At 72.9% G+C, this 24,358-nt stretch carries 22 protein-coding genes; 2 read left to right on the top strand and 20 right to left on the bottom strand.

Going from position 1 to position 24,358, the window contains the following annotated elements; all coding sequences use genetic code 11:
* Positions 1 to 103: 103 nt before the first annotated feature.
* Positions 104 to 640 carry an amino-acid N-acetyltransferase gene (locus EDF20_RS14245; protein WP_133739122.1) on the bottom strand — a complete coding sequence of 179 codons (537 nt, stop codon included), beginning with the start codon at positions 638 to 640 and terminating at the stop codon, positions 104 to 106.
* Between the two features lie 228 nt (positions 641 to 868).
* On the bottom strand, positions 869 to 3,358 hold the full coding sequence (locus tag EDF20_RS14240; protein ID WP_123547475.1) for an ATP-dependent Clp protease ATP-binding subunit: 2,490 nt from the start codon (positions 3,356 to 3,358) through the stop codon (positions 869 to 871).
* Between the two features lie 253 nt (positions 3,359 to 3,611).
* On the opposite strand from EDF20_RS14240, the gene EDF20_RS14235 reads away from it, so the two are divergent.
* A complete protein-coding gene (locus EDF20_RS14235) occupies positions 3,612 to 4,616 on the top strand; it encodes an NAD(+)/NADH kinase (protein WP_123547474.1) in 1,005 nt (334 codons plus the stop codon).
* A 206-nt stretch (positions 4,617 to 4,822) separates the two neighbouring features.
* Here EDF20_RS14235 and EDF20_RS14230 read toward each other — a convergent pair whose 3' ends face one another.
* From EDF20_RS14230 to tilS, 17 genes are all read right to left on the bottom strand, one after another.
* A complete protein-coding gene (locus tag EDF20_RS14230) occupies positions 4,823 to 5,737 on the bottom strand; it encodes an RIO1 family regulatory kinase/ATPase (RefSeq protein ID WP_243833508.1) in 915 nt (304 codons plus the stop codon).
* Positions 5,738 to 6,019: 282 nt separating this feature from the next.
* A complete protein-coding gene (locus EDF20_RS14225; RefSeq protein WP_133739121.1) occupies positions 6,020 to 6,511 on the bottom strand; it encodes a hypothetical protein in 492 nt (163 codons plus the stop codon).
* A 762-nt stretch (positions 6,512 to 7,273) separates the two neighbouring features.
* Complete coding sequence (locus tag EDF20_RS14220; RefSeq protein WP_133739120.1) at positions 7,274 to 8,299, bottom strand: sigma-70 family RNA polymerase sigma factor; 1,026 nt, start codon at positions 8,297 to 8,299, stop codon at positions 7,274 to 7,276.
* Positions 8,300 to 8,693: 394 nt separating this feature from the next.
* Complete coding sequence (locus EDF20_RS14215) at positions 8,694 to 8,894, bottom strand: hypothetical protein (protein ID WP_123547471.1); 201 nt, start codon at positions 8,892 to 8,894, stop codon at positions 8,694 to 8,696.
* A 117-nt stretch (positions 8,895 to 9,011) separates the two neighbouring features.
* Positions 9,012 to 9,365, bottom strand: coding sequence for a GntR family transcriptional regulator (locus EDF20_RS14210; RefSeq protein WP_133739119.1), 354 nt, complete (start codon positions 9,363 to 9,365; stop codon positions 9,012 to 9,014).
* Entirely contained in the window at positions 9,362 to 10,312 is a 951-nt protein-coding gene (locus EDF20_RS14205) for a hypothetical protein (protein WP_133739118.1), read from the bottom strand. Before EDF20_RS14205 ends, EDF20_RS14210 begins: the two co-directional genes overlap by 4 nt.
* An 87-nt stretch (positions 10,313 to 10,399) precedes the next feature.
* Positions 10,400 to 11,938: a lysine--tRNA ligase gene (lysS, locus tag EDF20_RS14200; protein ID WP_133739117.1), complete on the bottom strand. Its 1,539-nt coding sequence runs from the start codon at positions 11,936 to 11,938 to the stop codon at positions 10,400 to 10,402.
* Positions 11,939 to 12,042: 104 nt separating this feature from the next.
* Positions 12,043 to 12,807: a Rossmann-like and DUF2520 domain-containing protein gene (locus tag EDF20_RS14195; RefSeq protein ID WP_133739116.1), complete on the bottom strand. Its 765-nt coding sequence runs from the start codon at positions 12,805 to 12,807 to the stop codon at positions 12,043 to 12,045.
* Positions 12,804 to 14,666 carry a PH domain-containing protein gene (locus EDF20_RS14190; RefSeq protein ID WP_123547466.1) on the bottom strand — a complete coding sequence of 621 codons (1,863 nt, stop codon included), beginning with the start codon at positions 14,664 to 14,666 and terminating at the stop codon, positions 12,804 to 12,806. Before EDF20_RS14190 ends, EDF20_RS14195 begins: the two co-directional genes overlap by 4 nt.
* Before the next feature lie 107 nt (positions 14,667 to 14,773).
* Positions 14,774 to 15,253: a PH domain-containing protein gene (locus tag EDF20_RS14185; RefSeq protein WP_123547465.1), complete on the bottom strand. Its 480-nt coding sequence runs from the start codon at positions 15,251 to 15,253 to the stop codon at positions 14,774 to 14,776.
* Between the two features lie 69 nt (positions 15,254 to 15,322).
* Positions 15,323 to 15,793 carry a DUF3180 domain-containing protein gene (locus EDF20_RS14180; protein ID WP_123547464.1) on the bottom strand — a complete coding sequence of 157 codons (471 nt, stop codon included), beginning with the start codon at positions 15,791 to 15,793 and terminating at the stop codon, positions 15,323 to 15,325.
* Positions 15,790 to 16,467 carry a 2-amino-4-hydroxy-6-hydroxymethyldihydropteridine diphosphokinase gene (gene folK / locus EDF20_RS14175; protein WP_133739115.1) on the bottom strand — a complete coding sequence of 226 codons (678 nt, stop codon included), beginning with the start codon at positions 16,465 to 16,467 and terminating at the stop codon, positions 15,790 to 15,792. The genes EDF20_RS14180 and folK overlap by 4 nt, the downstream gene beginning before the upstream one ends.
* A complete protein-coding gene (gene folB / locus EDF20_RS14170; protein WP_133739114.1) occupies positions 16,464 to 16,889 on the bottom strand; it encodes a dihydroneopterin aldolase in 426 nt (141 codons plus the stop codon). The genes folK and folB overlap by 4 nt, the downstream gene beginning before the upstream one ends.
* Positions 16,886 to 18,568, bottom strand: coding sequence for a dihydropteroate synthase (gene folP / locus EDF20_RS16195; protein ID WP_347876504.1), 1,683 nt, complete (start codon positions 18,566 to 18,568; stop codon positions 16,886 to 16,888). The genes folB and folP overlap by 4 nt, the downstream gene beginning before the upstream one ends.
* Positions 18,569 to 18,658: 90 nt before the next feature.
* The gene (gene ftsH, locus EDF20_RS14160; RefSeq protein ID WP_133739113.1) at positions 18,659 to 20,650 is read right to left on the bottom strand and encodes an ATP-dependent zinc metalloprotease FtsH; all 1,992 of its coding nucleotides are present in this window, start codon (positions 20,648 to 20,650) and stop codon (positions 18,659 to 18,661) included.
* A gap of 134 nt (positions 20,651 to 20,784) precedes the next feature.
* Positions 20,785 to 21,336, bottom strand: a complete 552-nt coding sequence (gene hpt / locus EDF20_RS14155; RefSeq protein WP_123547461.1) for a hypoxanthine phosphoribosyltransferase — start codon at positions 21,334 to 21,336, stop codon at positions 20,785 to 20,787.
* Positions 21,337 to 21,380: 44 nt separating this feature from the next.
* Complete coding sequence (gene tilS, locus EDF20_RS14150) at positions 21,381 to 22,373, bottom strand: tRNA lysidine(34) synthetase TilS (RefSeq protein WP_133739112.1); 993 nt, start codon at positions 22,371 to 22,373, stop codon at positions 21,381 to 21,383.
* A gap of 69 nt (positions 22,374 to 22,442) precedes the next feature.
* On the opposite strand from tilS, the gene ppa reads away from it, so the two are divergent.
* Positions 22,443 to 22,934, top strand: a complete 492-nt coding sequence (gene ppa / locus EDF20_RS14145) for an inorganic diphosphatase (RefSeq protein WP_133739111.1) — start codon at positions 22,443 to 22,445, stop codon at positions 22,932 to 22,934.
* Between the two features lie 69 nt (positions 22,935 to 23,003).
* On the opposite strand, the gene EDF20_RS14140 is transcribed toward ppa, so the two are convergent.
* Positions 23,004 to 24,296, bottom strand: coding sequence for a M23 family metallopeptidase (locus EDF20_RS14140; protein WP_133739110.1), 1,293 nt, complete (start codon positions 24,294 to 24,296; stop codon positions 23,004 to 23,006).
* Positions 24,297 to 24,358 lie beyond the last annotated feature (62 nt).

Raw genomic sequence — 24,358 nt, 5'->3', positions numbered from 1 at the left:
GCCACCGCCCTGCGGCGGACGCTGGCGGCGTGTGGGCCTGGGAACTTCCGTGGAGCGCTCTGGCCGGCCCGCGCCTCCTGCGGGTCAGGCGCCTCCTGCCCGTTCACCCCTCGAGGCGCGGCAGGGCCTTCAGCATGCGCGAGTTGCCGAGCGTGTTCGGCTTGACCCGTGCCAGGTCGAGGAACTCGGCGACGCCCTCGTCCGTCGAGCGCACCAGCTCGGCGTAGGCCTCGGGCGGCACCAGGCCCTCGTCGCCCACCTCGAGGTAGTCGTGCTTCTCGAAGAAGTCGACCTCGAAGGTGAGGCAGAAGAGCCGTCCGATCTCGAGGCGCCGGGCGGCGCCCTCCAGCGAGTCGAGGAGGCGGTGGCCGACTCCCCGGCGGATCCAGGCCGGGTCGAGGGCGAGCGTCCGGATCTCGGCGAGGTCGTCCCACATGACGTGCAGCGCCCCGCAGCCGACCGGCACCCCGTCGGGACCGACGGCGATCTGGAACTCCTGCACGTCGCCGTAGAGGGTGACGAGGTCCTTGCCGAGCAGGATCCGCTTCTGCACGAAGGGCTCGCAGAGGCGCTGGATGTGCGGCACGTCGCTGACGACGGCGTCGCGGACGGTGATGCCGTGCTGGTCCGCGGAGGTCATCCCCCGAGCCTACCCACGCTGCACGTCATGTCGGCGGGTCGCCGTCGCCGTCGGGGGGTCCGCGCCCGCCCGCCGTGGACGACGACGACCCGCCGCGAGCCACCACGACCCGCCAGCATCGCGTACAGGCACGTCGCCCGGCGCACGCGAGAGGGCGGCCCGGCCGGAGCCGGACCGCCCTCTCGGCGGATCACGGGGAGCAGATGCTCCCGACGAGCCGACTCGCGCCTAGCTCTCGATCTCGGGCACGTCGCCCACGAGCACCTCGTCGCGGCCCGGCTGGCGGGTCGTCGTGAAGACGAACTCCCCGTCGACCCAGTCGACCAGCACGTGGTCGCCGGCCGTCAGGTCGCCCGTGAGGATGCGCTCGGACAGGCGGTCCTCCACCTCGTGCTGGATCGCACGACGCAGCGGACGAGCACCCAGGGCCGGGTCGAACCCGATCTTGATGAGCTGCTCCTTGGCGGGCACCGTCAGCATGGCCGTCATGTCGCGGTCCATCAGACGGTCGCTCAGGCGCTTGATGAACAGGTCGACGATCTGCAGCAGCTCGGGGTTCGACAGCTGCGGGAACACGATGGTGTCGTCCACGCGGTTGAGGAACTCGGGCTTGAAGTGCTTCTTCAGCTCTTCGTTGACCTTGGCGCGCATGCGGTCGTAGCCGGTCGCGGTGTCGCCCTCGATCTGGAAGCCGACAGGACCGCCGGCGATGCCCTTCGAGCCCAGGTTGGTCGTCATGATGATGACCGTGTTCTTGAAGTCGACCACGCGGCCCTGGCCGTCGGTGAGACGACCCTCTTCGAGCACCTGCAGCAGCGAGTTGAAGATGTCCGGGTGGGCCTTCTCGATCTCGTCGAAGAGGACCACGGAGAACGGCTTGCGACGCACCTTCTCGGTGAGCTGGCCGCCCTCCTCGAAGCCGACGAACCCGGGAGGGGCACCGAAGAGCCGCGAGACGGTGTGCTTCTCGCCGAACTCCGACATGTCGAGGCTGATCAGCGCGCCCTCGTCGTCGAAGAGGAACTCGGCGAGCGCCTTGGCCAGCTCGGTCTTGCCGACGCCCGTGGGGCCGGCGAAGATGAACGACCCGGAGGGGCGGTTCGGGTCCTTGAGGCCGGCACGCGTGCGGCGGATGGTCTTGGACAGGGCCGCGATGGCCTCCTCCTGGCCGATGACGCGCTGGTGCAGGGCCTGCTCCATGAAGACGAGACGCGAGGTCTCCTCCTCGGTGAGCTTGAAGACGGGGATGCCCGTCGCCTGGGCCAGCACCTCGGCGATGATGCCCTCGTCGACGGTGCCGCCGGCTCCGGCCTCGCCCGAGCGCCACTGCTTCTCGAGACGCAGGCGCTCACCGAGCAGCTTCTTCTCCTCGTCGCGCAGCGAGGCGGCCTTCTCGAAGTCCTGGTCCTCGATCGCGCCCTCCTTCTGGGCGCGGACGCCGGCGATGCGCTCGTCGAACTCGCGCAGCTCGGGCGGTGCGGACAGGATCGAGAGGCGCAGGCGGGCGCCGGCCTCGTCGATCAGGTCGATCGCCTTGTCGGGCAGGAACCGGTCGCTGACGTAGCGGTCGGCCAGGTTCGCCGCCGACACGATGGCGCCGTCGGTGATCGAGACCTTGTGGAACGCCTCGTACTTGTCGCGGAGGCCCTTGAGGATGTTGATGGTGTGGGGCAGCGACGGCTCGTTGACCTGCACCGACTGGAAGCGTCGCTCGAGGGCGGCGTCCTTCTCGAAGTGCTTGCGGTACTCGTCGAGCGTCGTGGCGCCGATCGTCTGCAGCTCGCCTCGGGCCAGCAGGGGCTTGAGGATCGACGCGGCGTCGATGGCGCCCTCGGCGGCGCCCGCACCCACGAGGGTGTGGATCTCGTCGATGAAGACGATGATGTCGCCGCGGGTGCGGATCTCCTTGGTGACCTTCTTCAGGCGCTCCTCGAAGTCACCGCGGTAGCGGCTGCCGGCGATGAGCGAGCCGAGGTCGAGCGAGTAGAGCTGCTTGTCCTTCAGGGTCTCGGGCACCTCGCCCTTGACGATCGCCTGCGCGAGGCCCTCGACGACGGCGGTCTTGCCGACGCCGGGCTCGCCGATCAGCACGGGGTTGTTCTTCGAGCGGCGGGAGAGGATCTGCATGACCCGCTCCATCTCCTTCTCGCGGCCGATCACCGGGTCGAGCTTGTTGTCGCGCGCGGCCTGCGTCAGGTTGCGGCCGAACTGGTCGAGGACCTGGCTGCCGCCCTGCGCGCTCTGTTGCTGCTCGCCTCCGACGGCCACCGCCTCCTTGCCCTGGTAACCCGAGAGGAGCTGGATGACCTGCTGGCGGACGCGGTTGAGGTCGGCGCCGAGCTTCACGAGGACCTGGGCGGCGACGCCCTCGCCCTCGCGGATCAGGCCGAGCAGGATGTGCTCGGTGCCGATGTAGTTGTGGCCGAGCTGCAGCGCCTCGCGGAGGCTCAGCTCGAGGACCTTCTTCGCACGGGGCGTGAAGGGGATGTGGCCCGTGGGCTGCTGCTGGCCCTGGCCGATGATGTCCTGGACCTGCTCGCGCACGGCGTCGAGCGAGATGCCCAGGGACTCGAGGGCCTTGGCGGCGACGCCCTCGCCCTCGTGGATCAGCCCGAGCAGGATGTGCTCGGTGCCGATGTAGTTGTGGTTCAGCATCTTCGCCTCTTCTTGGGCGAGGACGACGACGCGACGGGCACGGTCGGTGAATCTCTCGAACATCTCTTGACTCCCTCGGTGGCGGGGTGGTCGTCGCCACCAGTACGCGGTCGACACCTGCATTCGGTGCCGGTCTACGGAGAGCGTAACCAGCGCCTCCCCCGCAGGTCATCCCTGTTCGCTGGGGGCGTGACACCCTGTGGACCAGGGGGACAGCCGAGGAGGCGCGGGCCGGGTCGACGGGCTCGGGCGCGGGAGGCGCGGGCCGGGTCGACGGCGTCAGCCGGGCGACAGGGGCGCGGTCTAGCCTCGCCTCATGGGCAACCTCGTCGTCGGCCTCGTGCCGCACCCCACCAAGTCGGTCCGCGACTCCGTCGACATCCTCTGCGGGTGGAAGCAGCGCGGCGAGCTCGCCGGCGGCCACGTCCGCCTCGTCGCGCAGGCCGCCGACGAGTCGCGCATGCAGGGCGGCGTCGAGCTGATCGACGAGCAGGAGTTCCGCGACACGGTCGACGTCGTCGTGGCCCTCGGCGGCGACGGCACGATGCTCGGCGCCATGCGGCTGGTCGCCGACCGGCCCGTGCCCGTGCTCGGCGTGAACTACGGCAACGTGGGGTTCCTCGTCGAGGTCGAGCCGCACGAGCTGCCCGCCGCCCTCGAGCGGCTCGCCGCCGAGGACTTCTCGCTCGAGCCGCACCACGCCGTCGAGGTCGTGCACACCGCGTCGGGCACCGAGAACCGGTTCCTCGCGTTCAACGACGTGTCGATGGCCCGTCGCCCCGGCGAGGGCGTGGTCACGGCCGACCTCGTGCTCGACGGCACCCCCTACGGCTACTACAAGGCGGACGCCGTCGTCGTCGCGACGAGTGCCGGCTCGACCGCCTACAACTACGCCGCGGGCGGGCCGATCCTGTCGCCCGCCGTCGCGGCGACGCTGATCACGCCCGTCGCGCCGATGTCGGGCATCGACCGCTCGGTGGTGCTCGGCCCGCTCGAGCAGCTGCGGTTCCGGATCGGCAGCGGCACGCACTCGGCTGCCCTCGAGGTCGACGGCCGCGTCGTCGCCGACGTGAGCGACGGCTGCGTCGTGTCGATGTCGCTGCGGCCCGAGGCCGGACAGGTGATCCGCCTCGATGCCGGGCGGCACGCCACCAAGGGGCGCCTCAAGCTCAGCCTGCTCGACCTGCCCCTGCGCGAGGACCAGCTGCTCGAGCTCGTGCCCAGCGACGTCCGCGCCAAGTTCAAGGCGCGCACGGCGCACCGCCGGGGCGCCGCAGGGGCCGAGGCGACCGAGGTCCTGTCGCCGACCCCGTCCAGCTGACCCGCGCCTCCTGCCGGCTCGACCCGCGCCTCCTCCGGTTCCCGTCCCGGTTCCGGTGAACCGTCACGAAGTGTCGTCTGGCGGGTCTGCGGCAGCACTTCTCGACGGTTCACGGCGGCGGCGGCGGCCGCCGCCTAGCCGAAGACCTCCCCCAGCGCCTCGGCGAAGAGGTGGTCGTGCGAGCGCGCGAAGCCGCGACGGGCGAATTACTCACAGACGTTGCGGCAGTCGCGCTCGAGCAGCTCGGCGCCCTGCGGATTGCTCGCGACGTCGACGAGCTGCGGCACGTCGATGACGACGACGCGCCCCTCGTGCACCAACAGGTTGTAGGCGCTGAGGTCGCCGTGGGCGAAGCCGGCACGGGCCAGCTCCAGGACGATCTCGGCGACCTGCTCGAACAACGGCCACAGGTCGGCGCCGTCGGCCCGCGTCTGCGCCAGGCGGGGCGCGGCGGCCGTGACGTCGCCGACGAACTCCATCAGCACCTCCGTGCCGGAGATCTGCACCGGGTACGGCACCGGCAGGCCGAGGGCGTGCATCCGTCCGAGTGCGTCGAACTCCGCGGCGGCCCAGAGGCCCGCCTGCACCCGGCGACCGTGGGAGGAGCCGCGCGCCATGGCGCGACCGTCGCGCGTGTTGCGGGTGCGACGGCCTTCCCGGTACTGGGAGGAGCGGTGGAAGTCGCTCTGCTCCGGGCCGCGGTAGCGCTTGGCAGCGAGCAGCACGCTGCGGCTGCCGTCGAGGGGGCCGAGCTCGACGTCGTCGGGCACGGTGCGGTCGATCAGGAACAGGTCCGCCTCCTTGCCCGACTTGACGACGCCGAGCTCGGTGTCGACGGCGGCGGCGGAGGTGACGAGCCAGTCCGGCCACGGACGCGGGCCGCGCTCGGTCGGCGTGGCCGCCGGCCAGGTCGACCAGCGCTGGCCGTCGCCGGGCTCAGCGGTGCTGAAGGCGGGGACGACGAAGTCGTCGGGGAACGGGGACAGGTGGTGGGTCGGGTGCGGGATCTGTGACGGCGGCGTGGACCGTAGCGTCAGCGCGGACGGTGGCAGCGGCGCGGACCGGGGCGTCAGCGCGGTCGGGGACGGTGTGACGACGGAGTCGTCGGGGTGAGAGGACAAGCGGTTCTCCTGAGGAGGGGGCCGCTCATCGGCGCGCGCGAGGCGCAGCGTCTAGACGGCGACCCGGGTGTGAGGGGGGTTCGCGTGCGCGATGACGTCGGCCATGCTCATCACCCCTCCCGTGCAGCTCCTGCGGCGTGCGCTGGTGTGCGCCTGCTCGTCCGCGCCCACGGTACCGCCGCCGCGCCTCCCCCACCACCCCCCTCCTCGCCTCAGGCCGAGTGGTCGTGAACGGTCCTTCCCGCGGCGGCGAAGGAGAGAACGAGACCACTCGACCGGTCGTCAGCCAGAGAGGGAACGCCGGACACGGCTGACGAGCTCGCGCGCAGGCGCCCCCCGCAGATCGGCGGCCGTGACCCGGATCGTCCGCCAGCCCGCGTCGGCGAAGCGCTCCCGTCGGCGGATGTCGCGGCGCCATCGTCCCGGGTCACGTCGGTGCTCGTCGCCCTCGTACTCGATCAAGACCTGCTCGTCCGGGTACCGGAGATCGGGCTTGCCGAGGTAGCGACCGGCCCCGTCGTAGGTCTTGGTGTTGATCTCGGGTTCGGGGAGTCCTCCTCGGACGAGGAGGAGGCGCAGCTCCGTCTCCTTCGGGGACTCGACGCCGACGCGCACGTGCGTGAGCGCTCGTCGAGCCGACCCGACTCCACGTGCCCGACCCGAGGCGGCGAGGTGCTCCTCGATGTCGGTCGGTGCTCGCTCCCGCGCCTCCGGCCACGGCGACCACGAGCCGCAGAGGGCGTCGCCGACCGCCACGAGAGCGTCCAGAGGCAACTGCGGAGCTGCCTGCACGAATGCCGTCAACGGATCGACGACGGGAAGGCCACCCAGGGTCCGAGCGGTGTCGACGCCGAGTCCACGATGTCCGACGATGCCTTCTCTCCGAGGACCGCGCCCTGCCGAGACGGAGACGTGCAACGGGGGCGGTCCAGACGCGGGGCCGAGGACTGGGAACGAAGGGAGCGGCAGGCCCCAGATGGCGAGTGCCGTGACGTGGGAGAAGCACCATCCTGGTCGCATCGCAGGAAGGAAGAGCCGAGCCACGTCCTGGACGTGATCCGCCGAAACCGCTCGAAGGGGCGCCCGGACTCCGTGATGTGGGCGGAACAGGTCCCGGCCCCGGAGTCGCTCTCGACCTAGCCCCGCGTCGAGCGCTTCCGCCACGGAGAAGGGCCGGGCGGACAGGGGCGGAGGCAGATCGGTGCGGGGCATGCGACGAGCATCGGGGCGATGCGGGGCGGGTGGCGCGGGAACGTAGACGTCCTGTGGGGACGACGCGCGCCTCCTCGGGTGTGGAGGGTTCTCGGCCTGTTGTCGAGAGGTCCGTTCTCGTGCTTGTTGCGGCCGAGAGGCCCCAATTGGGACCACTCGAGAGGAGACGCTAGGCGAGCCGACATGCCGGCAAGCCTTGGGGTCAGTTCTCGGTGTTCACGAGGAGTCGAGGGCCGAATTGGGACCATTCGGGTGGGGACGACCGAGGGCCGCCTCCCCGGGTGGACGGGGAGGCGGCCCTCAGGCACTGCAGGTCGGACCGGCCTACTGCAGGTAGAGCTGCAGGTCCTGACTCACGGCCTTCGCGAACATGCGGAGGCGGGCTCGGCTCTCGACACGCGAGACGGCCTGGCGCGAGCTGTGCACGCGCTTCGAGATCTCGTCGAGGGTCATCGGCTGGTCGTCGTCCAGGCCGAAGCGCATGCGGATCACGCGGGCCTCGTCCTCGGGGAGCGTCGCCACGAGAGCGTGCATGTCGCGGTTCAGCAGCGAGTTCTCGGTCGCAGCCGTGGGCGAGGGGGTCTCCTCGTCCTCGATGAAGTCGCCGAGCTCGCTGTCCTCGGCGTCGCCGACGACGGTGTGGATCGAGACGGGCTCGTGCGAGCGCGACTTGAGCTCGACCAGGTCGGCGACCTCCATGGCGACCTCCTCGGCCACCTCCTCGACGGTGGGCGCACGGCCCAGGTCGACGGTGAGGTCGCGCTCGGCGCGCGAGATGCGGTTGATGCGCTCGACCGTGTGCACGGGGATGCGGATGGCGCGCGCCTTGTCGGCGAGGCCGCGGGCGATCGCCTGGCGGATCCACCAGGTGGCGTAGGTCGAGAACTTGTAGCCCTGCGTGTAGTCGAACTTCTCGACCGCGCGGACGAGGCCGAGGTTGCCCTCCTGGATGACGTCCATGAAGGGGAGGCCGCGCTGCGTGTAGCGCTTCGCGATGCTGACGACCAGGCGGAGGTTCGCCGTGATCATGCGGTCCTTGGCACGCTCGCCGTCGTGCTTCAGCCAGCGGAGGTCGCGCATCGTCTCGGCGTGCGCCTTGGTGCGGTTCTTCTTGACGGCGTCGGCGGCCTGGAGCTCCTTGAGCTTCTCGCCGGCGAACAGGCCGACCTCGATGCGACGCGCGATCTCGGTCTCTTCTGCGGCGTCCAGCAGCGGCATGCGGCCGATGTGGCGGAGGTAGTCGCCGACCTGGTCGGTGGAGGCACCGCGGACCTGGGACAGGACCTCGACCTCGGGCTCGTCAGTGGTGTCTGTGGTGGTGTTGCGCGTGGTGACGGATGTGATCGTCATCGTTCTCTCCCTGCTCGAGGTCTGACTCGTGTCATGTCGAATAGTTCGTGAAGCTCTTCGGCGTTGATAGAAGTCTGGCGCGGAGCAGGGTCCCGGGAGAAGTCGCTGAGGCCCTTCGCAAGGCAGTTCTGTGCGCGCGTACAGGGTTTCGAGCGATTCGGGGGACGGGAGAGACCAGGCTTTGACGTGCGGGGCCCCCGGGTGTAATACGCGAATCGGCACCGCGGGGTACAGTGCGCGACGTTCACCTGAGCCGGGGGCACCAGACGGGGTACAGGGACGCCTCCGACGCTCTGGGAGTGAGTGCGACCGGGGTACGACGAACGCCCGCCGACAGTGTCGACGGGCGTGCAGGTGAGCCGCAGCCGGACGCCCGGGGCGAGACCGGGGAGGCTCAGGAGGCGCGGGTCGCGCCGGCCTCGCCGCGCTCGAGGGCCTCGGCCCGCTCGCGCTCCTCCGCCTCGATCTTCGCGTAGGCGGACCGCTCGGTCCTGTCGGCCCGCAGCAGCGAGCGCACCACGAACCAGAAGATCAGGCCCACGACGATCGTCGGCGTCACGGCGAAGATCGCGGCTCCCAAGAAGGTCTCTGGCATGCGTCGAGGATAAGCCAGACCCGCGGCCCGCGCCTGAGGATGCATCGAGGCCGAACCACCTGAGGCTCCAGGCGCACCGAGGAGGCGCCCCGCGCCTGCTGCGGGACCGCCCGCCCCTCAGGCCGACGCGTCGAACGCGGCGTCGACGAGCCCGCGCGCCGTCGCCGCGTCCACCCCGAGGCGGCGGAGCCGACCGACGAAGTCGGCCGCCGCGGACCGCGCCTCGGCCTCGGCCCCGCCCGCGGTCACGAACGTGCCGTGCCGACCGCGGGTCTCGAGCACGTCCGCCTGCTCCAGCTCGCGGTACGTGCGGGCGACGGTGCCGGGCGCGATGCCGAGGTCCTCTGCGAACCGCCGCACGGTCGGCAACCGGGCTCCGGCCGCCACCTCGCCCGAGCCGATCGCGGCGAGCAGCTGCTGCCGGAGCTGCTCGAAGGGAGGCACCGACGAGCGCTGGTCGATGACGATCACAGCCGGTTCCCCGCATTGCCGGCAGGGGCGGCGACGGAGGGGCGGCGCGGCTCCCACAGGCGCCGCCACCAGTGGAGGTGCGGCTTCGTCGCCAGGGCCCAGATCACGACGCCGAGCGCGAGCGCCAGCAGAGCGGCGACGCCGAGCCCGAGGACCCCCACGACGAGGTTGCCGACCGACCCGGGGCCCCCGCCCGCGGCCGCGTCGCCGAGGACGGTCAGGGTGCCGGTGAGCCCGACGAAGCCGAGGACGACGGGAGCCGTCACGAGGTCGCGCAGCGCCATCGACCGGAGCGCGTCGTCCCAGGCGAGGTCCAGCTCGGACACGGCCGGCTGCCCGCGGTCGACGAGGCGCCTCATGACCACCTCGGTCGCGACGAGCCCGACGACCGCGACGACGGCGGTCACCCCCGGGACGCCCGTGACCCACTCGGCGAGAGCGGTCGGAGGGAGCGCGCCGCCGAGGCCGGAGACGGCGGCCACGCCGCCGACGACGAAGGCCACGAGCGCCAGGCCCACGACGAGGCGCGCGCCGACGAGCTCGGGCGGGCCGACGTAGTCCGCCACACGAGGAGGCGCCGTCCGGGCGACGCGGACCGCATCGGCGGCCGGACGGGGCACCGAGCCGACGGCGGCCACGGCCGCGCCGACGCCCGTGCCCGCGAAGCCCGCGACGAGCACGGTCGCCGCGGCGAGGGGCGACTGCCGCAGCTCGGGCAGCAGCAGCCCGACGGTGAGCGCCGCCGCGACCACCACGCCGCCGCCGAGCCCGACTCCCCAGGCACGTCGGCGGAGGCGGGCACGGACGAGCGGCTCGACCTCAGGGGTCACCGGCAGGTTCATGCGGGCGGCCAGCTTCGCGAGCTGTGCCCCGTGCCGACGGGGAGACGCCGTGTCGACGGCGATGACGACCAGCGACGCGACGAGCAGCAGATAGATCCAGAACATGGGCCCTCCCGGGTTTCTGTATCAGGTTCGTACCAATGTACTGACACAGACTCGGGTGGTCAAGGGGCGCCGCGTCGCGCCCTGCCGCTACTTGACGAGCGGGAAGAGGATCGTCTCGCGGATGCCGAGCCCGGTGATCGCCATGAGGAGGCGGTCGATGCCCATGCCCATGCCGCCGCTCGGCGGCATGCCGTGCTCGAGGGCGCGGAGGAAGTCCTCGTCGAGGCGCATGGCCTCGGCGTCGCCGCGGGCCGAGAGCGCGGCCTGCTCGACGAAGCGCTCGCGCTGCACGACCGGGTCGACGAGCTCGGAGTACGCCGTGGCGAGCTCGAAGCCGCGCACGTAGAGGTCCCACTTCTCGACGACGCCGGGCTTCGAGCGGTGCTGGCGGACGAGGGGGCTCGTGTCGACCGGGAAGTCGACGACGAAGGTGGGACGGTCGAGCGAGGGCTTGACGAAGTGCTCCCACAGTTCCTCGACGAGCTTGCCGTGCGTCTCGTGCGGCACGACCAGGTCGACGGTCGCGGCGAGGCGCTGCAGCTCGGACACGGTCGTCAGCGGCGTGACCTCGACTCCGGCCGCCTCGCTGAGCGACTCGTACATGGGCACGCGGGCCCACTCGCCGCCGAGGTCGTACTCGGTGCCGTCGGCGAGCGTGACGAGGTGGGTCCCCGCGACCGCGAGCGCCGCCTCCTGCACGAGCTGCTGCGTGAGCCGGGCCATCTGCTCGTAGTCGCCGTAGGCCTGGTACGCCTCGACCATCGCGAACTCGGGCGAGTGCGTCGAGTCGGCGCCCTCGTTGCGGAAGTTGCGGTTGATCTCGAAGACGCGGTCGATGCCGCCGACGACGGCGCGCTTGAGGAACAGCTCGGGCGCGATGCGGAGGAACAGCTCGGTGTCGAACGCGTTGCTGTGCGTCTGGAACGGACGCGCCGCCGCGCCGCCGTGCATGGTCTGGAGCATCGGGGTCTCGACCTCGAGGTACTCGTGCTGGTCGAAGGTGCGGCGCAGCGACGAGACCGCGGCGGCGCGGGCGCGCACCGTGGCGCGGGCCTGGTCGCGGACGATCAGGTCGAGGTAGCGCTGACGCACCCGCGTCTCTTCGCTGAGCTCGCCGTGCAGGTTCGGCAGGGGCAGGATCGCCTTCGAGGCGATCGCCCACTCGCTCACCATGATCGACAGCTCGCCGCGGCGCGACGAGATGACCTGCCCCTTGACGAAGACGTGGTCGCCGAGGTCGACGAGGTCCTTCCACTCGGCGAGCGACTCGTCGCCCACCTCGGCGAGCGACACCATCGCCTGGATGCGCGAGCCGTCGCCGGCCTGCAGCGCCGCGAAGCAGAGCTTGCCGGTGTTGCGCGCGTGCACGACGCGTCCGGCCAGGCCGACCACCTCGCCGGTCTCGGCACCCGCCTCGAGCTCGGCGTGACGCGCCCGCACGGCGGGGATCGTGTCGGTCAGCGGGACGCCGACCGGGTACGCGTCGCGCCCGGTCTCGAGCAGCCGGGCACGCTTCTCGAGCCGCACCTGCTTCTGCTCGGAGGCCTCGCGAGCCGCCTCGGCCGCGGCGGCGGCCACGGCGGCCGCGTCGTCGGAGGGGGTGGTGGTCTCGGGGGCGTCGGTCATGTGCGGGGGCTCCAGCGGGGTGGTGGGGGACGGAGAGAACGGGCAGTCGAGGAGGCGCGGCGTGGGCTGCGACGGCGACGAGCGGACGAGGAGGCGCGCAGCCGTCAGGCGCCGGGGCCCCCGCCGAACGGGGACGGCGGGTCGTCGAACGCCGCCATGTCGATGGTACCGGGGCCGCTCGAGCCGCCGGCGACGCCCAGGGCGCGGTCCATGGCGGAGCGGACCAGGGGCGCGATGAGCCGACCGGGCTCGGGGACGCCGAGCTCGGCGAGCATCGAGACCGACTGCGTGACGATCGCGGCGGAGAACTCGGTGGCGGTCGCCACGGCCTCGGCGTAGCGCGGCCGGTCGGCCTCGCTGACGAGCAAGGGCTCGGCGCCCATCTCGACGACGAGCGCCTGCCCGATCGGCTGGACCGGCCCGGGCGCCGTCACGGCGCACCACGCCTCGCGGAGCCGGACGAGGTCGATCGTGGTCCCCGTGAACGTGAGCGCGGGGTGGATCGCCAGCGGGATCGCCCCCGCCGCGAGAGCCGGCCGCAGCACCTCGAGGCCGTGCGCCGCCGACGTGTGGACGACGAGCTGACCCGGCTGCCAGACCCCGGTCGCGGCGAGGCCCTGCACGAGGTCGGCGAGCTGGTCGTCCGGCACCGCGATGAGCACGAGCTCGCTGCGCTCGACGATCTCGGGGACCGTCAGGACGGGGACGCCCGGCAGGATCGCCTCCGCCCGGTCGAGGCTGCGATCGGACACGGCCGAGATGCCGACGATCGCGTGGCCCGCGGCGGCCAGGGCGGCGCCGAGCACCGGCCCCACGTGGCCGGCGCCGATCACGCCGACGCCGAGGCGGCCGCTCTGCTGCGGGCTCACGGGCGCGGCTCCTCTGGGGCGACGGGAGCCGAGGAGGCGCCCCAGCGGTGGGTGCGGTCGGCCCGGGCCGAGGTCACCGCGTCGCGCGCGGCACCCTCGAAGAAGGCCATCGCGTCGTCCTGGTCGAGCGCGCCGATCGTCGCGATGATCGGCCCCTGGACGGTGTGCAGGTGCACGGCGGCGAGCCGGAGGCGCCGCAGCAGCGGGCCCTGCGACAGGCCGACGCTCTGCATCCGGGGCAGCGGCACGACGACGAGCTCGCGCCAGATCGCTCCCTTGCGCAGCAGCAGGGCGCCCGGAGCCGTCCGGAACCCGTTGCGGCGCCACGAGAACCAGCGCAGCACGGCAGCACGACGGGGCGACGTGGTGAAGCCGCCCTCGCTGCCGCGCGAGGTCAGGCCGTCCTCGACGAGCGAGAGGGTGTGCGAGGCGCGCTCGTGCACGACGGCACGCTCGGGCTCTTCGAGCGCGGGCTCGGGTTCGGTGCGCCCAGGGCCGGCGCCCGGGATCTCGGCGTGCGTGGGCTCCGCGAGCGCGGGCTCGGCGCCCGCCGTCCCGGTGCCGGCGGCGGTCTCGGCCGACAGGGCCGACGCCTCCTCGGCCCGCTCCTCCGCCTGCACCTCGGCGGCGGGCACGCCGACGAGCTCGGGCAGCACGAGCTCGAGCACCCGCCGCACGTCCGTCTCGTCGCCGACCGGCAGGAGCGTCGAGTTGCCCTGGTGCCCCGAGCCGTCGGTGGACGAGCGCGAGGCCCGGTTGATGCTGATCTGCCACCAGCCGAACGGCCGCCACAGCAGGGGCTGGCTCACCCTCACCGAGTGGATGCGCCCGGGCGGGAGCGTCTCGTTCGTCGTCGAGAACAGCCCGTAGCCGATGCGGATGCCGTCGCGGGACGACGAGATGCTGTAGCGCAGCGACTTGGTGACCCGGTTGACGTAGTACCCGCTCGAGCCGAGCACGGCGGGCAGCAGGGCGAAGAGCAGGAAGAACTCGCCCGTCAGCCGCACGCTGACGACCACGGCGATCGCCGCCGCGACGAGGAACAGCGTGTACCCGCTCAGCAGGACGGAGCCGACCAGGCGGCCGACGTCCACCTTGACGACCGACTCGGGGGGCGCCTCCTGCGGGTCGAGGCCGTCGGAGAGGAAGTCCTGGGCGCGCTGCTCGACGAGCCCGACGAAGCGCTGACGGGTGTCGGCAGGCGCGGCGTGGCCGGGCATCGCGTCGCCGGGCATCGCCTGGCCGGGCGCAGGCTGGGCGGACGCAGGCTGGGCGGACGCGGCCGCACGGGCAGGAGGCGCGGCCTGCACGCCGTCGACGGCCGACCGCTGCACGCCCGAGGCACGCCGCAGGATCTCGCGCCGCAGGTCGTCCGCCGCCGCCGAGCGGAGGTACGCGAGCGAGACGTTCGCGTCGTCGCCCGCCTGGCTCACCTCGAGCTTGGCGGCGCCGAAGACGCGCGCCAGCACCGGTCGCTGGATGTTGATCCCCTGGACCCGGTCGAGCCGCGCCCGCCGGTTCGTGCGGAAGACGACGCCGCTGCGGACCTCGACGATCTCCTCCGTGACGCGGAACGTGTTCATCCGCCACGACAGCCAGAAGACGAGCACGAGCACGGCGGCCACGACGAGCACCCCGAGCAGCACGAACCCGAGGTACCCGTGCTCGACGACGTAGCCGAACGGGTCGCCCTCACCGTCGCCGTCCGGGCGCCGCCCGCCCGGCACGAAGAAGCCGACGACCCACTCGCGGGCGTTGTTGACGATGATGCCCAGCACGACGATCAGGGCGATGCCACCCTTGAGCAGCGGCGTCGCGGGGTGCAGGCGGTGCCACTCGCCGTCGGTGAGCTCGGCCACCGCAGCGGGCGCGGCGGACGCGGCAGGCGTCGCGGGCGTCGCAGGCGAGTCAGGCGCGGCGGGCCCGTCCGCAGGAGGCGGTGCCCCCTCCCCCGGCAGCGGCCCGCTCACAGCCCCGCCCGGCGGGACTCGGCGAGCTCGACGAGGCGGTCGCGCAGCGAGTCGGCCTCCGCCTCCGGGAGCCCCGGGATCGTCACGCCCGACGACGCCGCCGCCGTGACGAACTTCAGGTCGCTGAGGCCGAGGGCCCGCACGACGGGGCCGCGGTTGATGTCGATGAGCTGCATCCGGCCGTAGGGCACGGCGACGAAGCGCAGGTACAGGATGCCGCGGCGGACGAGCAGGTCGTCCTCCCGCAGCTGGTACCGGATCGAGCGCACGCGTCGGGGCACGAACGCCATGACGACGACCATCACGACCACGACGGCGGCGGTGATCGCGTAGCACCACCAGGCGCCGATGAACCAGAGCGGCGTCGTGGCCGCGGCGGCGATCAGCCCGGTGACCAGCCAGCCCACGAGCTCGGGCCAGACGTACTTGGGCGAGATGCCGGTCCAGGCGGGCTCTGCCACGTCGAGTCGGTCCATGGCGCGTACCTCCGGGTCGGCTGCGGGTCGCCCTGCAGCAGTGCTGTCGGCGGGGCTGCCGGCCTGCGGTCAGGCCGCCTGGGCTCCTGGTCCGCCCTCGTCGTCCCCGGGCGGCACCGTGCACATGTGCTCGGCGACGATCCCGGCCGCGAGGAGGCCGAGGCCCCCCACGACGGCGACGATCGTGGGCACCACGGAGCCTATCGCCACGTCCACGCCGCGCGTCGTCATGAAGGCGAGCACCCCTCCGCTCGCTCCCGCGAAGAGCGCGCCGGCCAGGCTGCTGGCCTTCGCGAGCAGCAGCACGCGGGTCGCGTAGTAGGGGTCGATCCGCTCCTTCTGGGTGCCCTTCGCGACTCGGCGCACGGGCAGGGCCATCGTCACGACGATCCCGCCGATCACGAGCAGCACGAGGCCGAGCACGATCGACGGCACGATCGAGGGCTGGCCGGACGACACGAGCGCAGCGTCGACGACGAAGCCGCCGACGAGGGCCACGAGGGCGAGGCCGACGAGCGTCGCCGGGCGGGTGTGCCTCACGAGGCACCTCGCGCCGAGTCGGGGGCGCGGGTGGGGACGTCGTCCGGGCCGGACGCGTCGTCGGAGGCCTCGTCGGCCCCAGGGGCCGGGGCCGAGGAGGCGCGCGCCGGCACGAGCAGGCCGGTCGCCCCGGGCACGGGCCGGGTGCGGTCGGGCAGCGCGGCGAGCAGGTCGGCGACGCGTCCCCGGGTGCCGAGCCGCGCCTCCTCGTCGACCTGGAGCCACGGCTCGAGCACGAACGCGCGCTCGGCCGCACGGGGGTGCGGCAGCGTGAGCCTCTCGGTCTCGAGCTCGAGGTCGCCGAGCAGGACGACGTCGAGGTCGAGGGTCCGGTCGCCCCAGCGCTCGTCGCGTACCCTGCCGTGGTCGTGCTCGATCGCCTGCAGCGCGTCGAGCAGCGCCAGGGGCTCGAGCGTCGTCTCGACGAGCGCGACGGCGTTGAGGTACGTCGGCTTGCTCTCGTCCGGACCGTCCAGCGTCACGGCGACCGACGACACCGGCGAGGAGGCGGCGGTCACGGTCACGCCCGGGGTCGCCGCCAGCGCGGCGACGGCGTCGCGCAGCAGCTCGTCGCGGTCGCCCAGGTTCGAGCCCAGCGCGACCACGCCGCGGCGCGCGACGGACGCGGCACCGGCGACGCCGCTCGATCCGCTCGCGCCGCTCGCGCCGCTCACGCGCGCTCCCGCACGACGGTGATCGACACGTCGCCGAAGGGCACGGTGATCGGGGCGCTCGGCTTGTGCACGGTCAGCTCGACCCGCGCGGCGGCGGGGTGGCTCAGCACGAGGGCGGCGAGGCGCTCGGCCAGGGTCTCGATCAGGTCGACGGGATCGCGCTCGACCGCGGCGACCAGCTGCTCGGCGAGGACGCCGTAGTGCACCGTCTGCGCGAGGTCGTCATCGTCGGCGGCCGGGGTCGTGTCGAGGTGCACGACGGCGTCGATCACGAACTCCTGCCCGTCGCGGCGCTCGTGGTCGAAGACACCGTGGTGGCCCGTGGCGCGGACGCCGAGCAGCCGCAGCACGTCGAGCCCGACGGGTGCCGTGCGGACCGAGGCCGCCTCGTCGGGCCCGCGCCCGTCGCCCGCCGCGGTCACGCGTGCCTCGCCGAGCGGGCCGGGCCCGACCCGCGCTGCCACGCCTGCCAGACGTCGAGGGCCGCGCGCGTCGACGCGGCGTCGTGCACCCGCACCGCCCAGACGCCTGCCTGTGCGGCGAGCACGCTGATGACCGCCGTGGCCGCGTCGCGGTCACGGGGCTCGGCGCCGTCCGGCAGGAGGTCGCCGAGGAAGCGCTTGCGCGACGCACCGACCACCATCGGGTGGCCGAGCCGGCCGAGCTCGTGGAGGCTGGCGAGCACCTCCCAGTTCTGGTCGGCGTCCTTCGAGAAGCCGAGGCCGGGGTCGAGCACGATCTGGTCGCGCTCGACGCCGGCGTCGACGAGGTCGTCGACGCGGCGCCGCAGCTCGTCGCGCACCTGGCCGGCCACGTCGTCGCCCCGCATGCCCGCGGTCGCGTCGGCGAGGTGTCCTCGCCAGTGCATCGCGACGAACGGCCGGCCGGTGTCGGCGGCGACCTGCGCCATGTAGCGGTCCGCGAGGCCGCCGGAGACGTCGTTGATGACGTCGGCGCCCGCGTCGACGGCGGCGAACGCGGTGGCCGCGTTCATGGTGTCGATGCTCAGCCGGACGCCCTCGGAGGCGAGCTCCCGGATGACCGGCAGCACCCGACGCTGCTCCTCGACCGGGTCGACGCGGCGGGCGCCCGGCCGGGTGGACTCGCCCCCGACGTCGACGATGTCGGCCCCGGCGGAGACGAGCTCGCGAGCGTGGCGCAGGGCGTCGTCGAGGCCGACGTAGCGCCCGCCGTCGCTGAACGAGTCGGGCGTGACGTTGAGGATCCCCATCACGAGCGTCCGCGAGACCGTCACGGAGCCGTGGTCGTCCCGCGTCGCACCGGTCGGGCGCACGGAGGCGGCGGGCCGCTGGACCGGGATCGCCCGCGTCGCGACGTCGCGCGGGTCGACCTCGTCGGCGCGGCCGCGTGCCCGGCGGCGTGCCCGGGGGCCGGAGGCGGCAGGAGCCGGCCCCGAGTGCGCACCGGCGTCGGCCGCGCGGGCGGAGTCGGCGGCAGCCGCGGCGGCCACGTCGTCGGCCTCGAGCCGGAGCAGCTCGGCCCGGTCCTCAGGAGGCGCGGCGTGCGAGGCGACGCGGGTGCGCTCGCGAGGTGGGCGGCCGGGCTCGTCGAGCTCACGGGCAGGCGCGTCGACGAGGCCGGGCGCCGCGTGCGACCCGGACCGCGTGCGCGTCGCGTCGCCGCCGGGGAGCGGGCCGTCGTAGCGACCTCCGACCACGAGGCGTCGCCCGGCGACGTGGCCGGCGGCGGCCGTCGGGGCAGGTGCTCCGGACCCGGCGGGAGCAGTGGAGGCCCGCGGCGCGACGGCCGGCGGCACGCCCGGACGGGCACCCGCGGGCGGGGTCGGCACGGGCGGGTGCTGCCGGGCGGGCGCCTGCGCAGCCGCCTGCGCAGCCGACGACTGCGTCGCCGGGGTGTGCGTCACGGGCGGCAGCTGGGCGGGCGGCCGGACGGCGGCGCGCTCGTCCAGCGACAGGGCGAGACGACGCTCGGCACCGGCGGCCGGGGCGCTGGCCGGCGGAGGCGCGTCGACGACGACCGGGTCCGGGTACCGCTCGCGACCACGCGGCCGCTTCCAGGCACGCGGCTCGGACGCTTCGGACGACGAGCGGTGGTCACCGTCGGACGGCGAGTCGGTCACGGGGAGGTTCCTCCGATCAGGGCCACGGGTCGAGAGGCAAGGCTACCGACCCGGGCGGACGCGGTGCGCCGCCCGGATCGGCCTGCGCGCCTAGGCCGTGGCGATGCCGGGGGTGGTGCGCGGCGGGCGCTTCCGCGAGGGCGCCTCCTCGGGCTCGGAGCCCACTCCGCCGTCGACGGCCTCGGCGTCGACCGGTGCCTTGGTCGGCATCGGGATCGCGGGGCGGTCCGACACGGGACGCTTGTCGCTCGAGAGCCACTGCGGGCGCTCGGGCAGCTTCTTGACGTCCTTGAAGATCACCGCGAGCTCGTCGTGGTCGAGCGTCTCCTTCTCGAGGAGCTCGGCCGCGAGGTGGTCGAGGATGTCGCGGTTGTCGTTGATGACCGCCCAGGCCTCGTCGTGCGCCTGCTCGAGCAGCACGCGCACCTCGGCGTCGACCGTCTCGGCGATGGTCTCGGAGTAGTCGCGCTGACCCATGTCACGGCCCATGAACTGCTCGCCGGACCCCTGGCCCAGCTTGACCGACCCGACCTTGTTGCTCATGCCGAACTCGGTCACCATCTTGCGGGCGGTGCCGGTGGCCTTCTCGATGTCGTTCGAGGCGCCGGTGGTGGGGTCGTGGAACACGAGCTCCTCCGCGACGCGGCCGCCCATGGCGTAGGCCAGCTGGTCGAGCAGCTCGTTGCGGGTGACGGAGTACTTGTCCTCGAGGGGCAGCACCATCGTGTAGCCGAGGGCCCGGCCACGCGGCAGGATCGTGATCTTGGTCACCGGGTCGGTGTGCCGCATCGCCGCCGCCGCGAGCGCGTGGCCGCCCTCGTGGTACGCCGTGATGAGCTTCTCGTGGTCGTTCATGATGCGGCTGCGGCGCTGGGGGCCGGCCATGACGCGGTCGACCGCCTCGTCGAGGGCGCGGTTGTCGATCAGCTGCGCGTTCGAGCGGGCCGTCAGCAGGGCCGCCTCGTTGAGCACGTTGGCGAGGTCGGCGCCGGTGAAGCCCGGCGTCTTGCGCGCCAGCACCTCGAGGTTGACGGAGGCGGCGAGGGGCTTGCCCTTGCCGTGCACCTCGAGGATCTGGCGGCGACCGTCGAGGCCGGGGGCGTCGACACCGATCTGGCGGTCGAAACGGCCCGGACGGAGCAGAGCGGGGTCGAGCACGTCGGGGCGGTTGGTCGCGGCGATCAGGATGACGTTGGTCTTGACGTCGAAGCCGTCCATCTCGACGAGCAGCTGGTTGAGGGTCTGCTCGCGCTCGTCGTTGCCGCCGCCGACGCCGGCGCCGCGGTGGCGGCCGACGGCGTCGATCTCGTCGACGAAGATGATGGCCGGCGAGTTCTGCTTGGCCTGCTCGAAGAGGTCACGCACGCGGCTGGCGCCGACGCCGACGAACATCTCGACGAAGTCGGATCCCGAGATGGAGAAGAAGGGCACGCCTGCCTCGCCGGCGACGGCGCGGGCGAGCAGGGTCTTGCCGGTGCCGGGAGGGCCGTAGAGCAGCACGCCCTTGGGGATGCGGGCGCCCACGGCCTGGAACTTCGCGGGCTCCTTCAGGAACTCCTTGATCTCCTCGAGCTCCTCGATGGCCTCGTCCGCGCCGGCGACGTCGGTGAACATCACCTGCGGCGTCTCCTTCGACGCGAGCTTCGCCTTGGACTTGCCGAACTGCATGACCTTGCTGCCGCCTCCCTGCATGGACGACAGGAGGAACCAGAAGATGACGCCGATGATGAGGAAGGGCAGGAGGACGCTGAGCAGCGACACGAACCAGCTGGTCTGCGTGACGGTGTCGTCGAAGTCCTTCAGGCTCGCGTCGTTGATCGCGGTGACGACCTCGTCGCCGCGGGGCGTCGAGTAGTAGAACTGCTGCTGCGCGTCGCCGTCCTTGAGGACGAGGTCGACCCGCTGCTCGTTGCTGAAGATCGTGGCCGACGAGACCTTGTCGTCGTTCAGGGCCTTGAGCCCCTCCTGCGTCGACACCTGGGTCGTGCCGGAGGCGCTGATGACGCTCCAGCCGATGCCGATGCCGATCACCGCGATCACGATGTAGATGATCGGTCCGCGGAACAGTTTCTTGAAGTCCATGTCAGTACGGGCGACGCCCGACACCTTTCTGCAGGAAGAACGTGAGCGAAAGGCTACAACGGGCCGCCTAGGGGCCTGATGGGTGTTCGCTCATAGCGGGCTGCCCGCTCCCGTACTGGGGTGGTGGACGGGCCTCAGCTGTAGACGTGGGGAGCCAACACCCCGACCCCGCGCAGGTTGCGGTACTTCTCGGCGAAGTCGAGGCCGTAGCCGACGACGAACTCGTTGGGGATCTCGAAGCCGACGTACTTGACGTCGACGTGCACCTTGGCGGCCTCGGGCTTGCGCAGCAGCGCGAAGATCTCGACGGAGGCGGCACCGCGGCTCTTGAGGTTCTCGAGCAGCCACGAGAGCGTGAGGCCCGAGTCGATGATGTCCTCGACGATGATCACGTCGCGGCCGTGCAGGTCGGTGTCGAGGTCCTTGAGGATGCGGACGACGCCCGACGACTTGGTGCCGGAGCCGTACGACGAGACGGCCATCCAGTCCATCTGCGCGTTCAGCTTGAGCTCGCGCGCGAAGTCGGCCATGACCATGACGGCGCCCTTGAGCACGCCCACCAGCAGCGGCTCGCGCCCGGCGTAGTCGACCTCGACCGCACGGGCGACCTCGGCGATCGCCGCGTGGATCTGCTCCTCGGTGTACAGGACGCTGGTCAGGTCGCTCTCGATGTCGCTGAGTTCCATGGTCGGGCGTTCTCCAGTCGTGAGGGGGAGGGAGGGGCGGGGCCTCAGGAGGCGGCGGTCGCGGCGAAGTGCAGCGCGCCTCCGGTGCGGACAACTGTAACGCCCGGCAGGGACACCGCTCCCTGGCCGTGCCAGTCGGTCACGAGCCGGGCGACCTCGAGGGTCTGCGCGCGGCTCAGCGTCAGCGCGAACTCGCTCTCGACGGCCAGGCGGATCAGCCGCTGCCGCAGCGCCGCGGGGTTCGCGGCCAGCGACCGGACGTCGAGCGAGATGCCGGCCTCGGCGTGGTCGGCCACCTCCTCCGCCTGCTCCTCGGCGAAGTGGTCGAGCGCCTCCGAGTCCTCGCGCAGCTGCGCCGCGGTGCGGACGAGCGCCTCGGCGACGCCGGGCCCCAGCTCGCGCTCGAGCACGGGCAGCACGGTCGTGCGGACGCGCACCCGGGCGTACCCGGGGTCGTCGTTGTGCGGGTCGTCCCACGGCTCGAGGCCGAGATCGGCGCAGGAGGCGCGGGTCGCCTCGCGCCGGACCGCCAGCAGCGGCCGTCGCCACCGCCCCGACACGGCGCCCATGCCCTGCAGGCTCGTCGGGCCGCTGCCGCGGGCGAGACCGAGCAGCACCGTCTCGGCCTGGTCGTCGAGGGTGTGCCCGAGCAGCACGGCCACGGCGCCCGTCTCGTCGGCCACGGCCGTGAGCGCGGCGTAGCGGGCCTCGCGGGCGGCGGCCTCGGGGCCGCCCTCGGCGCCGACGTCGACCCGACGGACGACCACGGGCGCGAGCCCCAGGGCCGAGGCCCGGGCAGCCGCCGCCTCGGCCACCTCGGCCGAGCCCGGCTGCAGGCCGTGGTCGACGACGACCGCACCGGCCGTGAGCCCGGCACGAGGGGCCTCGAAGGCGGTCGCCGCGGCGAGGGCGAGCGAGTCGGCGCCGCCGCTCAGCGCCACCAGCACCAGGTCGCCGGTCGCGAGGCCCGCGAAGGAGGCGCGGACAGCACGTCGGACGTCGGCGACGGCAGGGGTCAGGCGCGGTCTCTCGGGCATCTTGTAACGTTACCGGCAGCCGCCGACCGGCCTGGTCGGCGTGCCCCCGAGACTGAACCAGGAGCACCCATGGCCGCGTACGACGCCGTGATCGAGATCCCCAAGGGAAGCCGCAACAAGTACGAGGTCGACCACGAGACGGGTCGCGTGTACCTCGACCGCGTGCTCTTCACCGGCTTCGTCTACCCGACCGACTACGGGTTCTTCGAGAACACACTCGGGCTCGACGGCGACCCCGTCGACGTGCTCGTGCTGCTCGACTACCCGCTGTTCCCGGGGGTGGGCGTCAAGGTCCGTCCCGTCGGCGTCTTCAACATGACCGACGACGGCGGCAGCGACGCCAAGGTCATCGCGGTCCCCGCGAAGGACCCGCGTTGGGAGCACATCCAGGACGTCGCCGACGTGCCCGACCACCTCCGCAAGGAGATCGAGCACTTCTTCGAGCACTACAAGGACCTCGAGCCCGGCAAGTGGGTCAAGACCGAGGGCTGGGGCGACGCCGCCGAGGCCGAGGCCATCGTCGAGGCCGGCATCGTGAAGCTGGCGGCCGAGGGCCACTGACCCGCGCCTCCCGCACACGACGAAGGGCCCGACGCACGCGCGTCGGGCCCTTCGTCGTCGCTCGTCGGGCTAGAGGCGGATGCCCCGCGCCGACATGAACGGGACCGGGTCGGCCGCGACGCCGCCCTGCCGCGTCTCGAAGTGCAGGTGGCAGCCGGTCGAGTTGCCGGTCGAGCCGACGGTGCCGATCCGCTGGCCGACCTCGACGCGCTGGCCGACGGACACCATGATCCCGCCGTTGACCTGGTGGCCGTAGCCGGTGCTGACGCCGCCGCCGTGGTCGACCTGGACGAAGTTGCCGTAGCCGCCCATCCAGCCCGCGTAGCTGACCGTGCCCGCGGTGGCGGCGAAGATCGGCGTGCCGCAGGCGGCGGCCAGGTCGGTGCCGGCGTGCAGCACGTACGCGTGGGTGACCGGGTTGACGCGCATGCCGAAGCCGCTGACGACGTTGCCGCCGGAGGGGCGGGTCCAGCCCGCGCTCGAGATGACGCCGGCCGGGGTGCCGTTGGTCGGGCTGCCGTACTTGGCCGCCTCGGCTGCCGCAGCGGCCTCGGCCGCCTTGCGCGCCTCCTCGCCGGCCTGGAACTCGGCCTCGGTGGTCTGCAGGTCCTGCTGCAGGATCGCGAGCTGCGCCTCCAGCCGGGCCTTGTTGTCCTCCTGCTCGGCGAGCGCGTCGGCGGCGGCCTGTGCCGCCTCGTTCGCGGCAGCCAGGGCGACCCGGGCCTCGTCGGCGAGCTCCTCGAGGGCGGCGGCCGCGACGGCCGCCTGGTCGCTGAGCGACTGCGCGGTGTTCCTGTCCTGCGTGGCCTGCGAGTAGATGCCGTCGGCCTGCTCGGTGAGCTTGCTCATCGCGCCGAGCTTGTAGAGCAGCTGGCCCGCGTCGCCCGGGTCGGCGATGAGGCTGCTGCTGATGCCGTCGTTGCCGCCGGACCGTCCGAGCTGGGCGGCGAGCTGGCCGGCCCGCTCCTCGCTGGCGGCGGCGACCTCCGCGGCGTCGTCGGCCTGGGCCTGCAGCTGGGCGGTGCGGAACTGCGCGTCGTCGTAGGCGGTCTGCGCCGCCTGGAGCGCGTCGCCCTTCTGCCGGGCGTCCTCGTTCTTCGCGTCGAGATCGGCGTCGAGCTGGGTCAGCAGGCCCTGGAGCGTGTCGATCTCCCCCTGCTTCGCGGCCGTGTCGCCGCGGGCGGCCTGTACGTCGGCCCAGGACGGGTAGTCCGCCGCGTGGGCGGCCTGCGGCGACGCGACGCCCGCGCCGACCAGCAGGGCGACGGCCGCGAGGGCGGCGGCGATGCGCGCGCCGTGCGGGCCGCGGTGGACGGCGAGGGCCGAGGAGGCGCGGCGGCGGAGGGTGCGGCTGGAGGTCATCGAGGTTCCGATTTCGTCGTGCACGAGGTCGAGCTCGCCCGGGAGGCCCGAGCCGTCCGATC

Origin of the sequence: Frigoribacterium sp. PhB116 (genome assembly GCF_004364285.1) — a bacterium.
Lineage (GTDB): Bacteria > Actinomycetota > Actinomycetes > Actinomycetales > Microbacteriaceae > Frigoribacterium.
Note: the sequence above shows the minus strand (reverse complement) of the source record. Positions and strands in the feature narration are given on the sequence as shown.